The organism is Nocardia sp. NPDC049707 (genome assembly GCF_040674855.1).
In the GTDB taxonomy this organism is placed as follows: Bacteria; Actinomycetota; Actinomycetes; order Mycobacteriales; family Mycobacteriaceae; genus Nocardia.
In genome coordinates this window covers 1-13,759 of the sequence record NZ_JBFANN010000031.1, presented here as the reverse complement: position 1 = coordinate 13,759, position 13,759 = coordinate 1, and the positions used below count along the sequence as shown (strand labels likewise).

Below are 13,759 nucleotides of genomic sequence, written 5' to 3'. Positions count from 1 at the left end.
ATGTCATGGCCGCCCACTACGCTTGATCACATGTCTACGTCCAGCTCAGCCGCCTTCGACACCACCCTTCTCGACACGCTCCGTCGGCGTGTCGTGATCGGCGACGGAGCGATGGGCACGATGTTGCAGGCGGCCGAACTGACCCTGGACGACTTCCGTGGGCTGGAGGGCTGCAACGAAATCCTCAACGACACCCGCCCGGATGTGCTGCGCAATATCCATCGCGCGTACTTCGAAGCCGGGGCGGATGCGATCGAGACCAATACCTTCGGCTGCAATCTGCCGAACCTCGCCGATTACGATATCGCTGATCGGATTCGCGATCTTGCCGAGCGCGGCACCCGCCTGGCCCGCGAGGTCGCCGACGAGATGGGGCCGAGCGCGGACGGTACCCCGCGCTATGTGCTGGGTTCGATGGGACCGGGTACCAAGCTGCCGACACTGGGGCATGCCCCCTTTACCGCGCTGCGCGATGCATACACCGAGGCCGCGCTCGGCATGCTCGAGGCCGGTGCGGACGCCATTCTGATCGAGACCTGCCAGGACCTGCTGCAGGTCAAGGCCGCGGTGACCGGAAGTCGGCGTGCGATGGTCAAGCTGGGGCGGCGGATTCCGATCATCACCCACGTCACGGTGGAGACCACCGGCACCATGCTGGTCGGCAGTGAGATCGGTGCGGCGCTCACCGCGCTGGAGCCGCTCGGCATCGACATGATCGGATTGAACTGCGCAACCGGTCCGGACGAGATGAGCGAACATCTGCGCCATCTGTCCCGGCATGCCACGGTGCCGGTGTCGGTCATGCCGAATGCCGGTCTGCCGGTGCTCGGCGCGCACGGCGCGGAGTACCCGCTGACCCCCGAAGAGCTCGCAATCGCATTGCGCAGCTTCGTATCCGAATTCGGGCTCGCGCTGGTCGGCGGCTGCTGCGGTACCACGCCCGAACATATTCGCCAGGTCACCGCGGCGGTGCGCGAGGTGGAACCGACGCTGCCGCCGCTGGACGAGCGCCGCGCACCGGTGCACGAGCCGGGCGTGTCGAGCATGTACACGGCGGTGCCGTTCGCACAGGATGCCTCCATCCTGATGATCGGCGAGCGCACGAATGCCAACGGCTCCAAGGCCTTCCGCGAGGCGATGCTCGCCGAGGACTGGCAGAAATGCCTCGATATCGCCAAGGATCAGACCCGCGACGGCGCGCATATGCTCGACCTGTGTGTCGACTATGTCGGACGTGACGGCACCGCGGATATGTCGGCGCTGGCGTCCCGGCTGGCGACCGCCTCGACTCTGCCGATCATGCTCGATTCCACCGAAACCCCGGTCCTGCAGGCCGGTTTGGCGCATCTCGGTGGTCGATGCGCGGTCAACTCGGTGAACTACGAGGACGGTGCCGGTCCCGAATCCCGGTTCCAGCAGACGATGAAGCTGGTCGCCGAGCACGGCGCCGCGGTGGTCGCATTGACCATCGATGAGGAGGGCCAGGCCCGCACTGCCGAGAAGAAGGTGCAGATCGCCGAGCGGCTCATTGCCGATATCACCGGCAACTGGGGTCTGCGCGAAAGCGACATCATCATCGACACGCTGACCTTCACCCTCGGCACCGGCCAGGAGGAGTCACGGCGCGATGGCATCGAAACCATCGAGGCCATCCGGTTGCTCAAGCGCAAGCACCCCGAGGTGCAGACCACCCTCGGTCTGTCGAATATCTCCTTCGGACTCAATCCCGCCGCACGTCAGGTGCTGAATTCGGTATTCATGCACGAATGTGTCCAGGCCGGACTGGATTCCGCCATCGTGCACGCCTCGAAGATCCTGCCGATCGCCCGCATTCCGGCAGAACAGTGCGAGACCGCATTGGATCTGGTCTACGACCGACGCCGCGCGGATTACGACCCGCTGCAGAAGCTCATGTCGCTGTTCGAGGGTGTGTCGGCCTCGTCTTCGCGGGCCTCGCGCGCGGAGGAATTGGCGGCGCTGCCGCTGTTCGAGCGGTTGGAGCGGCGGATCGTCGACGGTGAGAAGGCCGGGATGGAGGCCGATCTGGATGCCGCCATGACCGAGGTGCCGCCGCTGCGGATCATCAATGAGACGCTCCTGTCGGGCATGAAGACGGTCGGTGAGCTGTTCGGCTCCGGCCAGATGCAGCTGCCATTCGTGCTGCAGTCGGCCGAGGTGATGAAGGCGGCGGTGGCCTATCTGGAACCGCATATGGAAGCCACCGACGACAGCGGTAAGGGGCGCATCGTGCTGGCCACCGTCAAGGGCGATGTGCACGATATAGGCAAGAATCTGGTCGACATCATCCTGTCCAATAACGGCTATGAGGTCGTCAACCTCGGCATCAAGCAGCCGATCGCAACCATTCTCGACGCCGCGGTCGACAAGAAGGCCGATGTAATCGGCATGTCCGGTCTGCTGGTGAAGTCGACCGTGGTGATGAAGGAGAATCTGGAGGAGCTCAACGCCAAGGGGGTCGCCGACCAGTTCCCGGTGCTGCTCGGCGGTGCGGCGCTGACCCGCTCCTACGTCGAGAACGATCTCACCGAGGTCTATCACGGCGACGTGCACTACGCCCGCGACGCGTTCGAGGGCCTGCGGCTGATGGACGACATCATGACCCGCAAGCGCGGCGGCGGCCTCGATCCGGACAGCCCGCAGGCGATCGCGGAACGTGAGAAGGCGGCCGAGCGCAAGGCCCGGCATGAGCGTTCCAAGCGGATCGCCGAACAGCGTAAGGCGGCCGAGGTGCCGATCGAGGTGCCAGCGCGCTCCGATGTGGCCGCGGATCTGCCGGTCGCGGTGCCGCCATTCTGGGGCACCCGGGTGGTGAAAGGCGTTTCGCTGCATGAGTATTCGGGACTGCTCGACGAGCGCGCGCTATTCCTCGGTCAGTGGGGTCTGCGCGGTCAGCGCGGCGATGCGGGCCCGAGCTACGAGGAGTTGGTGGAGACCGAGGGACGGCCGCGGTTGCGGTACTGGCTTGACCGGTTGTCCACCGAGGGCGTGCTACAGCATGCGGCGCTCGTCTACGGGTATTTCCCTGCGGTCTCCGAGGGCGATGACGTGATCGTGCTGACCGAGCCCGATCCGGATGCGCCGCAACGCTACCGATTCACCTTCCCGCGCCAGCAGCGCGACCGGTTCCTGTGCATTGCGGACTTCATCCGCTCGCGCGAACGCGCACGCGAAATCGGTCAGGTCGATGTGCTGCCGTTCCAGTTGGTCACCATGGGTCAGCCGATCGCCGATTTCGCCAATGAGCTGTTCGCGGCCGACAACTATCGCCACTACCTCGAGGTGCACGGCATCGGTGTCCAGCTCACCGAGGCGCTCGCCGAATACTGGCACCGTCGAGTCCGCGAAGAGCTGGTGCTGGAAGGACATTCGATCGCCGAATCCGACCCGTCGGATGTGCAGGAGTACTTCAAGCTCGGCTACCGTGGTGCGCGCTACTCCTTCGGCTACGGCGCGTGCCCGGATCTGGAGGACCGCGCGAAATTGGTCGACCTGCTCGAAGCCGACCGCATCGGCGTCGTACTGTCCGAGGAACTGCAGCTGCATCCGGAACAGTCGACCGATGCGTTCGTGCTGCTGCATCCGGAGGCCAAGTACTTCAATGCGTAAGTGCTGATCAGTCTGTTTTCTGGCGGAATTCGTTATCCGACCGGCTCGGACGGTGTGATTCTCACCGCATCGGAATCGGTTCGACCGGTGCGGTGCTGGCCTTGATTACCTCGTGATATGTGAGATCAATTGCGGCCGAGCGCGGCACGCGACGACACGAGAGCTTGCGACGCGCGGGCGTATCCGGTCGGCCGCGCGCCGCTGACCTGGGCCATTACCTTCGGGGCCGCACGGCGGTGGAGGGATGTCGGTTGGGTATGACAAAGTCGGGACTGTTGCAACTGCATCCGTGGCAGTCGGCGGATGCGAACATCCTGCGGCAATACGGGTGCAAAGGACTTCGGCGCGTAGCATTTTCGAGGGTTTCCGCTTACGCGCGGAGTGCGGAATTGGCTCGGCGGGCAAGCAGGAGAGGCACAATACGATGACGGCGGACCGGTTGATCGCTGGACGGTATCGGCTGACGGATCCGATCGGCACCGGTGCCATGGGTGTGGTGTGGCGCGCCACCGATGTCCGGCTGCGCCGTACGGTCGCGGTGAAGCAGTTGCTGCTGGCACCCGGCCTGACCTCGTCCCAGGCCATGGAAGCCAAGCTGCGGGCCATGCGGGAGGGCCGCATCGCCGCGCGATTGCACCATCCCAACGCGATCACCGTCTTCGATGTCGCCGAGGAGGACGGTCAGCCCTGGCTGGTCATGGAGTACATGAACGCGCCGAGCCTCGCCGCGAAACTGGCGGGCAAGCGGACCCTTGCGCCGACCGAGGTGGCCCGCATCGGGGCCCAGGCCGCTAGCGCGCTGGCCGCTGCACACGATGCGGGCATCGTGCACCGGGATGTGAAACCGGCGAATCTGCTCGTCGGCGATGACGGCACAGTGAAGATCACCGACTTCGGCATCTCCCGCGCCGTCGGTGACGTGACGGTCACCGCGACCGGATTCCTGGCAGGTACCCCCGCCTACCTCGCGCCGGAGGTGGCGCGCGGCGAGGATCCGGAACCGCCCTCGGATGTCTTCGCGCTCGGCTCCACGCTGTATGCGGCAGTCGAGGGCAGTCCGCCCTTCGGCGAGGGGGATAACGCGCTCGCGGTCCTCCACGCCGCGGCGCGAGCGCAGGTGCCGCCGCCGCGGCATGCGGGAGAACTTGGTCCGGTGCTGATGCGGCTGCTGGCCGCCTCGGTCGATGGCCGCCCGGATATGCGCGAGGCCAAGGAGGCGCTGGAAGCCGTTGCGGCGGGCCGGAGGCCGGCACTGGTGACCACACAGACGGTGACCAAGGTGCTGCCCGCACCCGGCCCGGATGCGGGCGCGACCACCGTTTCGAACGAGTCCGGGGTCGCGACGGAGGATGCGACGCAGATCGTCGGTGCCGCGGGGCCGTCGGCACCGGCCGGTACCGTCGCGTCGCCGCCGAAGTCCGACGGTACCCTGCCTGGCGGTGGCGGGACACGGAGTCGTGGTGGTCTGATCGCGGCGGCCGGGGCCGCCGCGGTCGCGGTACTGGTGCTGGTTGCGGTCATCGTGTTGTCGCTGAACAAGGACGATCGGGGCGGTACGGCGGTCGACTCGACGACGCCGACGTCCGTACCGAACGGATCGGAGCCGCCGATCGCGATCCAACCGGGGCAGCCGGAGCCGCAGGCGCCGGCGACCAGCCGTCCACCCGCCACAACGACGCCTTTGGGCCCGCCCAGCGCTGATAGCAACGCCCAATTCATCTCCGGCTATTACGGGATGTTGCCGGGCAACGTGCAGGGCGCCTGGTCCCAACTCTCGCCCGCCTACCAGGCACAGACCGGCGGCTACAGCGCGTACGCGGCTTTCTGGTCGACTATCCGTTCGATTCGGGTCAATGGCACTACACCGAGTGGCAGCGATGCGGCGACTGTCGCACTGACGTACGTCAAGACCGACGGCACCACGACCACGGAGAATCGGTGGATCCAAGTAGGTTCGGACAATGGTCGGCTTGTGATCGCAGCCTCCAGTGCGTAGCTGATGTTGGTAGCACTGGACCACTCGGCTGTATCGAACCCGCCACGACCGGATAGTCGAACTGCTGACCACGCGCTTCGCCGACTCGCCGGTGGTCATTCCTTCGGCGGTGGGTCTGCACGTGTCAGCGTGGACCCGGGGCCCGGTGTCGACGCGTCGGCATCTTCCCCATCTCCCGGTATCGCATGAGCGACGGTCCCGACGGCCTCATCGTCGGATACGGGACCATTGCCGCGACCGACGTCGACCACGCGCTGGACCTTTTACACACCGCGTTGGAGAAGAACCGGGCGACCGCGCAACGAAACCGGGACTGCCACGCCTGACGGTGCAGCGGCGCTCTGATCCGTTGGCTGCTCGGCAACCGGCTTGTCGACGAGGTCACCCTGTTCCTCTGCGCCGTCGTCATCGGTCAGGGCATACGACTGTTCCCCGACATCGGTCCGGACGCAGCGCTCGACTAGATACCAGCCGGTTCGTGGCGCGGCACGGGCTCCAGAGACGTCGGATCGAGTTGCACTATGCCCCGTTGCTCGAGCGCGTTCACCAATCCCACGGCGAGAATCGCACACACATCGGCAGGTGTCACAATCGTCCGTAAGTGTTCGGGTACATGCCCGCCAGTGATCTGATCGATTCGATCCACGAGTTCGGCACGTTGCTCGGCTTCGGCTTGGCTCGGTGCAAGCATTTGGTTGGACGGACAACGTCCCCACTGACCCATAAGACCTGTTCGTCCCAAGTCTTTCGCTTCCGCACGCGCTACTCGTTCAGTGGCCGAGACGAGCGGTTGCCTGACTGCTTCGAGGACCCAGCGTCCGGAATTTTCCGTGGCCCGATAGATGCGCTTGCCTCGGTCCGCAAAAAGTAACTTTCCCGCCGGACCGTCCCTGAGGGCGGCCACTGCGGAAATCGGTGCAATGCTGCCGAGTTCGGTCTCCATCCAAACATGACGTGGGCAACCATCTTCTTTGAAAGTATACGGAAGAATTTTTCCTACCGCGGATCCGTAGAATTCACCGAACCCGACTGCATTGGTGTGGAGCTGGCTCAGAATATCTGGACGCAAGCTATTGTTGGCCCGAACGGGTTCAGTGGTGTTGCCCATGAAAGAGACGGTCCTCATTCTCATGGTGGCCCGAGCCGTATCACCGACCGTAACGTATGGCTCGTTTGCGAGAACTTCCATCACAGGCGATTCCGCATACTCTTCGGCGCGCGTGGCCGATGCCGCCTCACGCAGTGCGATCGTTGCGTCATAGTTGATCCGACGAAGCGCCTCGGCCTGTTCCGGGGTAAAGCAGGAGAACAGATTCTTTTCGGCCGCGGACATGAACAGGTATTCGTATGCGGCACCGATTTTCGCCTCGTCGCCGAAAAACATGCGATAGCGAGCACCTTCCCACCGGTCGACATCGGTAATTTTTTCGCGCGCCAAGCGATCCATCGCATCCGAATCATCGCCGAGCAGGTCCAACGCAATGGGCAGCAGGACTTCGGCCACACGATGTGTCACCACACGCTGAATGCTGCGACGCAGGTCTTGTCGCACGAGCATCATCGTAGCTTCCGGCCGATGGCCGGGCTGGTTCGTGCCATCCGCATCGTGATAATTCCGTAGGAATCTCTCGAACTCGTCGAGAGCTTCTGGGCCACATACGGGGTCCGCCAAGATCTTTGCGGAGGTCATCAAATCAATGTGATCACGAAGCTGCCCTGCCTCGATGGCCATAAAGTTTCCTTAAGTGCGACAGTGACTGAGTATCAAATTCTATCCGTAAAATGCTGGGGCCGAGGGGTTCTCGTGTTCCCAGCAGCGGAAGTGACCATCTACATCAGGTGGGTCCCATCGTCGACAAGCTTGCTGCCGACCTCGCCGCATCGTCCACACGGTGGCAACAGCGATTCCGCGGATCTGTCGAACTTCGTCCACGAGCACACGAAGGCCGCGCCGACTACCGCCGACCCGAGAGCCGCTGGTGTTACCGGGGTCGAATTCGACTGGCCTTCGATGTGGATCGACCGTATCCGGTCACTGTCACGGTTCGACGGATTCGCGGCGGCGGCCCCGCGACAAGGATAGGCGGGTTCCGCCGACCGCCAATCCGAACATCGCTGCGACCATGATCCATCCGGTGGTCCGAGTACCGACCGCCGCCAGCAGATATCCCCCGGCCAGGGCGCCGAAGGCGACCGCCGCGGCGTGGAGGAACTCGGCCGCGGCAATAGCACGGCCGAGAACATGGTCCGGGATGACGGCGACCTGGAACACAACCAGCACAACCGATACGAACCTGCCAATGCCACCGATGCAGCCGAATGACAGGGCCATCATGTACGGATTGGAACTGAGGGCAATCGGCACCAATGCGACCAACCACGCCCAAACCGATACGCCGAAGACGACCCGGGCGTTTGACCGTGTTGTCAACCGTGCCGCGATTCCCGCACCGAGCAGGCCACCCACCCCGGCCGCGCCGAGGACGAGGCCGACGGTCCATGTCGGGAGCCCATCGATCTTGATTTCGAGCAGCAACAGCAAGATCACGACCTGGAAGATCGAATTGGACAGCGCCATGATCGCCGTAGACCCCCGGAGGAACGAGTTGGACCACATAACGGCCACTCCCTCGACGATGCGAGTCCACGTGCGACTCGGGGTCGATGAACCTTCGGATCTGCGCGCCGTATTGTCCGTATTATCCGTATAATCCGTGCGCATTGCGGACAAAGTGCCCAGGCAGCACAGGTAGGACAGGGCGTTCACAGCGAAGGGAAGCCACCGGGCGAGTCCGTATATTACGGCCCCCGTGGCGCGTCCGATCAGCTGCGCGATAGGCAATTCTGCTTCGAGGAATGCCAAAGCTACCGGTCGCTGTTCTACGCTTACCACATTGCGTACCACTCCCAATTCGCTGACGACGAAAAAGACATTCGCGGTCCCTTCGAGGAACGCAGTGATACTGAGCAGCAGAAGCAAACCGGGCGGCCTGCCGGCGACGGCGACCAGTGCCATGCAGGTGGCCATCAACCCGGCGAATTGGCACCACCACAGGGTCCGCCTCCGGTCGGTGTAGTCGGCGACAAGCCCGGCCGGAATCTGAAAGATCAGGCTGGGCAAGGTCATCGCGAACGTAACTATGCCTGCTTGGCTGGGCGAGCCGGTAAGCGCTAGCACCAGCAGTGGATAAGCGATGCGCGCACCGTGGAAGCCCACCAGTGAGATCGCATTCCCGGACCACAGCAGCAGGAAGTTCCGGTTCGTGATGATTCCACCGCTGGCGGCACTGAAACTACTCATGGGTCAGGGGGCACGTCGAAAGCAAGGAACACCATGCTATCCGGGCTCGCGCGCGTGACAGTGACGCGTTCGTTCATGTCCGGGGGCCGTCGCTCGACAACCAGCACACGAGATCCGTTGGATCGCAAACGTCCCCGGTCGCGCAGATGCGCGTGTAGAGTTGCGCGACAACTTCGCCTCGTGCCGACAGCGCCGAAACCTCGTGAGCGGGGCGTAGTTGTCGCAAGGCCAGTGCCAGGCCTGCCCATGGCTGTGGGAGCATCGGGCCTGCTTCGATCTCGCGTTTGTAATGCGTGACGGCTTCCGCATAGTTGCCCGACCCGTATGCCATGTCACCGGGAGTAAAGTGCTGAATTCTATCGACATTCCCCGAAGTCTTCTGTTCCAGGACCTGAAGGTAGCTCGGCAGCAATCGGCTTCTGAGTTCTGGCTGTTTTCGGTCCGGACGAGTCGGCAGGCCGGCCGGAACGTTTTCCAGATGTGGCCGTTCGGCTGATTTCCATGCCGAGAACAAGTGCTCCAGGACGCTGTCTGCGATCTGCAGGTTGCGCACACACCACGCCACCCAGTGACCCGAGGCGGCCTCATCAGCTATGAACGCCGCCGAGTCGGTGACTTCTTCGTCGAGCCACGGCCTCAACGTCTTGGCTGCCGCATGCACAAACTCCGTTCCGGCCATGGTCAATACACCGGACTCGAGAATCTCGGCGATCGAGCGATGCACCTGTGTCCGCCATCGGGCGAACTCCACGTGAGCGAGCTCGGATCGCGTCCGCAGCCGTTCAGCGCGCCAGAAATCGGTAACGCCGAGGTGCGCATACATGCCTTGGAGCAGCCATTCGATAGGGCGCGGATCGTCTCGCCATGGCGCATAGAAACGTTCCCGCGGGTCGTCTTCATAGAGTTCGACCATGTCGGTGAAAGCTCCCAGCTTGGCATGCTGGAATTCATGGATCAAGGTGAGCGCCATCTGATGGGCACTGCGTGTCGAGGACGCGGCGATGCAGCCGAAGGAGTTGTAGGAGGTACGGCTTGTGCTCGGGGAGATCGGTTCCGCTGTGAGTGGAACGAAGGAGCGCAGCCCCACCGAGAGGGGCTTCGCGTAGCCAGGATGATCTCGCTCCATCAGCACCCACGCTGTGGCGAATGCCTCACGCCAGTCACGTAATTGGTCCCGAGAAAGCTGTGGGAGACGACTATCGGCCGGAGCGGACCCGGATGGGTCGTTGAACTCACGGAACGGATCGAGATCATCGACGATGACTTCGAAGCCGTTGTCGACCAACCGAATCCGCTCCAATGGACGCCAGCCGGGTTGCTCCCAGCACGCGGTGTCCACGATATTTAGTGTGGTGCCTTCGAATTCGATCGAAATGGAGCCCGTTCCACGCACATACAGTCGTCCCAGGCCGTACTCCCCAGCCGCTGCGACCTGCGCCAGACCCACCGTCGGGAGCATGACCTGGCCCGCGCGCACCACCACGGCCGTATGGGTGGGCGCTCCGACTTCCACCAGCACAGCAGCAGTCAGCCAACCCAGATAACCCAGGTCGGGCCAGATGCCGTCGAGCGCGGCACCAGCGGATCGAATGCGTTGCAAACAATGTGCCAGCCATGCTCCCGTGTTCGGATATGCCAGCAGGCTGTTGACCAACGCCGGATGTGTCCGATGCAGTCCGACCAGTGCTCGATACGCTTCGATGAATCCGGACTTTTCGACATCGTCAGGACAAATTCGGTCACTTTCCCTGATGAGGATGCCGAGCATAGCGTGCCGCTTGGCCAGTTGTCCGGCACGGAGCGAGGAGACGAGATCATCGTTGCCGAAGCCTGCACCCAGCTCCTCCGCCTTGTCTCGGAGATCCATCGCAGTCACCGTGTGGCTCCGTTTCCATCCGATACGACCAGGTCCGCGTAAAGGCGCTGGGTAATATGGCTGATGAGCTTGAATAGATCCGAGCAATATACCGAAGGGTTGCGGAAACCTGTTTCCGCCCGATATCGGTGAGTGAAATTCCCTCCGCCGCAAATATTGCGTATCGGACACTCCAGGCACGCAGGACCCAGCGCGGCCACGCCGATCTGCCGCGCAACCACTTGGGGGCTCCACAGTGCACTCGACAGTCGGCTGCGCGAAACATGTTCGCCCAGTTTCGTCGCATCTGGGAAGGCTGATTTCAGTGTGTCGACCTGCTCGATTTGTCCGTCCGTTTCGATGACGACGACCTGTATCGGAGCCAGTCCCACAGTCTCCGATGCGCGATCGGTTCCCAAAGCAATATCCATGATGTCGTCGAACAGGCGAACACTCGGCTCATCACACATCGACTCGTACCAGTGGTCGAAGATGGGAATGAGCCAGTCGGCATACGGGGTGTCCTCGCGGTTCGAGGTTCGGCCGGGCGGCGGACTGTCCCAATTCCCATGCGGTAACAAGAAGTCGATGGCGGGCGGAGCGGAAACGGCGAGACTTTTGTAGGTTTCCAGTGGGTCGTTCTCCAGATCGATTACGCACAGCAGACCGCCGTAGAGGCTCCGGTTTGCATCCTCGGTGAGAAGTCTCAGCTTCTCGATCACCTGTGCGTGGCTGCCCTGGCCATTGCGATATTTTCGGTGGCGGTCGTTTCCGGCTTCGGATCCATCGAGGCTCACACCCACCTTGATGTCCCAGCGCTTGAATATGTCCAAGAACTCTTGATCCAAGAGCAAGCCGTTGGTTTGGATACCGAGACGCAACATTGTTTCGTCTGCCAAATGTTCATGCAGTCGCCGAGCCACCGACTCGATCACCTGATGCCCCGCGAGCAACGGCTCTCCACCATGTAATACGATGGAGACCTGAGGGATCGCATACTCGGCGACATGTTCCGCGATGCTCCGGCAGGTAGCATCGATCACATCCGCGGATATGACTTTCGGCTGCCGAAGCCAACTCTGGTCTGCCATCTCGTACATGTAGCAGTAGTCGCACGCCAAGTTGCAGCGACTGTGTACCTTCAGTACGAATTCGGTAAATGGTAGTGGTTGCCACCCCCGGTCGCGAAGGGCTTGCACATCGAGCGTGTCGAGGGGCCATGACGCGGAATTCGACAAGTGTGACCGTACCCTTCGCGATCGGAGTGCACGTCAGCTATTCAGCGAGCCCGGCATCGATAAAGGAGTTGAAGCTGCCTGGGCCGGAGGAGCCGCTGTCGGCATTGTGTCCCCGTAGCACGGCCTTGCGCAGCGCCGGTGTTGCGCTCTCCAGCAGGTTCTCGATTTCAGTGTTCGACAGTTCCGGCAGAGACAGAGTATCGAGACTCATGAGGTCCTCCTAATAGTTCAGCGAGCCAACGCTTTTCGCCCGCTAAGGCTTGTAACGCCAGCCCTTTTGCAATGGCCAGTGTGCATCATGGACGATGCGGCGGCCTCCCGATGCTGGGAAGCATGCGAGAGGGACTGCCCCTGATGCGGCTCTGGTCCACTTTCGTTGGCGGCTGGCGGGTTTCAGGCCAGGACGATGCGGTGGCGGAGTAGCCGGAATCCAGCGCGGCCATACATTTGGACCGTGTCTCACGTCGTAATCGGTTGTGCGGCACGATGTTCGGTTGTGGTGGACGAGTTGTCGCGGCGGTTGGTTCCAGATGCGTTGTGGGAGTTGGTCGAACCGCTGCTGCCGCCGTTTCGTCCGCGCCAGCAGGGCGGTGGCACCGCTCCGGTTGACCAGCGGGCGGTGTTCACCGCCGTTGTGTATGTGCTGACCAGCGGCTGCTCCTGGCGGATGCTGCCACCGACCTTCGGGGTCACTGTGCCCACCGCACACCGCCGATTCACGATATGGACCAGGGCCGGAGTGTGGCGGCGATTGCATCGGGCGGTGCTCGACGAGCTGGGCAGCCAAGGCTTGATCGACTGGTCGCGGGCGGTGGACGACGCGGCCTCGGTGCGAGCCGAAAAAGGGGCGACATGACCGGCCCGTGCCCGGTCGATCGCGGCAAGGCCGGCTCGAAGATCCATGTGCTCACCGATCGGGCGGGAATACCCCTGGCCGTCGGTATTTCGGCAGCCGACACCAATGACGCCGAGGTGCTGCGCCCGCTCGTGCGGGCCGTCCCAGCAGTCCGGTCGCGACGCGGGCCACGCCGCCGCAAGCCGACGAAACTGCACGCCGACAAGGCATACGACATCGCCGATCTCCGCGACTGGGTCGCCAACCGCGGCATCACTGTGCGCATCGCCCGCAAAGGCATCGAACGCAACGACCGCCTCGGCCGACACCGATGGGTCGTCGAACGAACCGTGTCGCCAGCAGCTCGGCGAGATGAGCGTGCCGCTGCTCGCCCAGTTCGCTGGGGTGGGTGGTGATCCAGGCGGTGAGCCACCGGGGCGAGGGCATAACCCGGTCGGACTCGGCTCGGCCTCGATTCAGGTACTCGTGCAGGAGATTGCTCGGGATTGCGTCGAGGTGAAGAGCGGCGGTTATGTCCTGTGATTCCGGAAACGGACTCGGAACGCCAGTAGGATCGCGCAACGACCGGCTCTCGCCGGTTCCGGCCTCGGGCTGGTACCAGAAAGACATCCCAGGAGCTTGAATGTCAAGCAGCAGCCGTACGAGTGAGGTCGGGCCAGGCCGTCGCCTCGTTGTAGAGCGTCCCGGTTTTGAGGCAGCCGTGCAGGATTCCCACGAGCCGGTTCGACAGCTGACGCAGGGCGGCGTAATGGTTGACGCCGCGGGCTCTCTGCTTGTCGTAGTAGGCGCGAGCGCCCGGAGACCACAGCATCGCTGTCTGCGCTTGCGTGGTGAGGGCGTCGATCAGCCGGTCGTTGTGGACGAACCGCGCCAGGGCGACTTTCTT

General features: G+C 63.2%; 8 protein-coding genes and 2 pseudogenes. 4 read left to right on the top strand and 6 right to left on the bottom strand.

The genetic code is table 11. From position 1 onward, the window contains the following. The first annotated feature begins 30 nt into the window (after positions 1 to 30). The 3 genes from metH to AB0J29_RS24865 all read left to right on the top strand — a co-directional run bounded on the left by metH (position 31) and on the right by AB0J29_RS24865 (position 5,949). Positions 31 to 3,627 carry a methionine synthase gene (gene metH, locus AB0J29_RS24875; protein ID WP_364790757.1) on the top strand — a complete coding sequence of 1,199 codons (3,597 nt, stop codon included), beginning with the start codon at positions 31 to 33 and terminating at the stop codon, positions 3,625 to 3,627. 424 nt (positions 3,628 to 4,051) lie between these two features. Then, a complete protein-coding gene (locus AB0J29_RS24870) occupies positions 4,052 to 5,623 on the top strand; it encodes a protein kinase (protein ID WP_364790754.1) in 1,572 nt (523 codons plus the stop codon). A 185-nt stretch (positions 5,624 to 5,808) separates the two neighbouring features. Further along, complete coding sequence (locus AB0J29_RS24865; RefSeq protein ID WP_364790751.1) at positions 5,809 to 5,949, top strand: hypothetical protein; 141 nt, start codon at positions 5,809 to 5,811, stop codon at positions 5,947 to 5,949. A 134-nt stretch (positions 5,950 to 6,083) separates the two neighbouring features. Here the strand turns inward: AB0J29_RS24865 and AB0J29_RS24860 are convergent, their stop codons facing one another. The 5 genes from AB0J29_RS24860 to AB0J29_RS24840 all read right to left on the bottom strand — a co-directional run bounded on the left by AB0J29_RS24860 (position 6,084) and on the right by AB0J29_RS24840 (position 12,228). Further along, positions 6,084 to 7,355, bottom strand: a complete 1,272-nt coding sequence (locus tag AB0J29_RS24860; RefSeq protein ID WP_364790748.1) for a hypothetical protein — start codon at positions 7,353 to 7,355, stop codon at positions 6,084 to 6,086. Positions 7,356 to 7,661: 306 nt separating this feature from the next. Then, the gene (locus AB0J29_RS24855; RefSeq protein WP_364790745.1) at positions 7,662 to 8,924 is read right to left on the bottom strand and encodes an MFS transporter; all 1,263 of its coding nucleotides are present in this window, start codon (positions 8,922 to 8,924) and stop codon (positions 7,662 to 7,664) included. A gap of 73 nt (positions 8,925 to 8,997) precedes the next feature. Further along, the gene (locus tag AB0J29_RS24850) at positions 8,998 to 10,578 is read right to left on the bottom strand and encodes an HEXXH motif domain-containing protein (RefSeq protein WP_364790742.1); all 1,581 of its coding nucleotides are present in this window, start codon (positions 10,576 to 10,578) and stop codon (positions 8,998 to 9,000) included. Positions 10,579 to 10,796: 218 nt separating this feature from the next. Further along, complete coding sequence (locus tag AB0J29_RS24845) at positions 10,797 to 11,978, bottom strand: FxsB family cyclophane-forming radical SAM/SPASM peptide maturase (protein ID WP_364790963.1); 1,182 nt, start codon at positions 11,976 to 11,978, stop codon at positions 10,797 to 10,799. A gap of 76 nt (positions 11,979 to 12,054) precedes the next feature. Beyond that, positions 12,055 to 12,228, bottom strand: coding sequence for a hypothetical protein (locus tag AB0J29_RS24840; protein ID WP_364790739.1), 174 nt, complete (start codon positions 12,226 to 12,228; stop codon positions 12,055 to 12,057). A 285-nt stretch (positions 12,229 to 12,513) separates the two neighbouring features. Here AB0J29_RS24840 and AB0J29_RS24835 point away from each other — a divergent pair. Beyond that, a pseudogene (locus AB0J29_RS24835) lies at positions 12,514 to 13,205 on the top strand (IS5 family transposase); the annotation flags it as partial. A 293-nt stretch (positions 13,206 to 13,498) separates the two neighbouring features. Here the strand turns inward: AB0J29_RS24835 and AB0J29_RS24830 are convergent. Beyond that, positions 13,499 to 13,759, bottom strand: a pseudogene (locus AB0J29_RS24830) (IS110 family transposase); the annotation flags it as partial.

Coding starts and splice junctions, on each gene's coding strand:
- AB0J29_RS24855 (WP_364790745.1), bottom strand. CDS start 8,924: ATGAGTAGTTTCAGTGCCGCCAGCGGTGGAATCATCACGAACCGGAAC.
- AB0J29_RS24865 (WP_364790751.1), top strand. CDS start 5,809: ATGAGCGACGGTCCCGACGGCCTCATCGTCGGATACGGGACCATTGCC.
- metH (WP_364790757.1), top strand. CDS start 31: ATGTCTACGTCCAGCTCAGCCGCCTTCGACACCACCCTTCTCGACACG.
- AB0J29_RS24870 (WP_364790754.1), top strand. CDS start 4,052: ATGACGGCGGACCGGTTGATCGCTGGACGGTATCGGCTGACGGATCCG.
- AB0J29_RS24840 (WP_364790739.1), bottom strand. CDS start 12,228: ATGAGTCTCGATACTCTGTCTCTGCCGGAACTGTCGAACACTGAAATC.
- AB0J29_RS24860 (WP_364790748.1), bottom strand. CDS start 7,355: ATGGCCATCGAGGCAGGGCAGCTTCGTGATCACATTGATTTGATGACC.